1 rRNA gene is annotated in these 1,623 nt (G+C 51.5%); it reads right to left on the reverse strand.

The features are described from left to right. Positions 1-19 precede the first annotated feature (19 nt). Positions 20-1,552 (reverse strand): 16S ribosomal RNA (locus IW644_RS19815). Positions 1,553-1,623: the final 71 nt, after the last annotated feature.

Raw genomic sequence — 1,623 nt, forward strand, 5'->3', positions numbered from 1 at the left:
GCGTCTATCGACGTAATGGTAAGGAGGTGATCCAACCCCAGGTTCCCCTAGGGTTACCTTGTTACGACTTCACCCCAGTCATGAAACACAAAGTGGTAATCGTCCTCCCGAAGGTTAGACTAACTACTTCTTTTGCATCCCACTCCCATGGTGTGACGGGCGGTGTGTACAAGGCCCGGGAACGTATTCACCGCAGTATTCTGACCTGCGATTACTAGCGATTCCGACTTCATGGAGTCGAGTTGCAGACTCCAATCCGGACTACGACATTCTTTAAGGGGTCCGCTCCACATCACTGTCTCGCTTCCCTCTGTAAATGCCATTGTAGCACGTGTGTAGCCCTACACGTAAGGGCCATGATGACTTGACGTCGTCCCCACCTTCCTCCGGTTTGTCACCGGCAGTCTCCTTAGAGTGCCCAACTTAATGCTGGCAACTAAGGACAAGGGTTGCGCTCGTTGCGGGACTTAACCCAACATCTCACGACACGAGCTGACGACAGCCATGCAGCACCTGTGTCAGAGTTCCCGAAGGCACCAATCTATCTCTAGAAAGTTCTCTGCATGTCAAGTGTAGGTAAGGTTCTTCGCGTTGCATCGAATTAAACCACATGCTCCACCGCTTGTGCGGGCCCCCGTCAATTCATTTGAGTTTTAACCTTGCGGCCGTACTCCCCAGGCGGTCTACTTAGCGCGTTAGCTTCGCTACTCACGACTTAAAGTCACAAACAGCTAGTAGACAGCGTTTACGGTGTGGACTACCAGGGTATCTAATCCTGTTCGCTACCCACACTTTCGCACATGAGCGTCAGTCTTTGGCCAGGGAGTCGCCTTCGCCACTGATGTTCCTCCAGATATCTACGCATTTCACCGCTACACCTGGAATTCCACTCCCCTCTCCAAGACTCTAGTCTGCCAGTTCTAAATGACCATCCCAGGTTGAGCCCGGGGCTTTCACATCTAGCTTAACAAACCGCCTGCGTGCGCTTTACGCCCAGTAATTCCGATTAACGCTCGCACCCTCCGTATTACCGCGGCTGCTGGCACGGAGTTAGCCGGTGCTTCTTCTGTTGTTAACGTCACGGCTAGCAGGTATTAACTACTAACTTTTCCTCACAACTGAAAGTGCTTTACAACCCGAAGGCCTTCTTCACACACGCGGCATGGCTGCATCAGGGTTTCCCCCATTGTGCAATATTCCCCACTGCTGCCTCCCGTAGGAGTCTGGACCGTGTCTCAGTTCCAGTGTGGCTGATCTTCCTCTCAGAACAGCTAGAGATCGTTGCCTTGGTAAGCCTTTACCTTACCAACTAGCTAATCTCACTTGGGCCTCTCTTTGCGCCGGAGCCTAAGCCCCGTTTGGTCCGTAGACATTATGCGGTATTAGCAGTCGTTTCCAACTGTTATCCCCCTCGCAAAGGCAAGTTCCCAAGCATTACTCACCCGTCCGCCACTCGTCATCGAAGTGCAAGCACTTCCTGTTACCGTTCGACTTGCATGTGTTAGGCCTGCCGCCAGCGTTCAATCTGAGCCATGATCAAACTCTTCAATTAAATATATCGAAATATGAATCGTCGTTGTGACACTCTTAACGAGTGCCCACACAGATTGTCTTGTCTAAATT

The sequence above is a fragment of the Alteromonas sp. PRIM-21 genome, assembly GCF_027563165.1.
Taxonomy (GTDB): Bacteria; Pseudomonadota; Gammaproteobacteria; order Enterobacterales; family Alteromonadaceae; genus Alteromonas; species Alteromonas macleodii_A.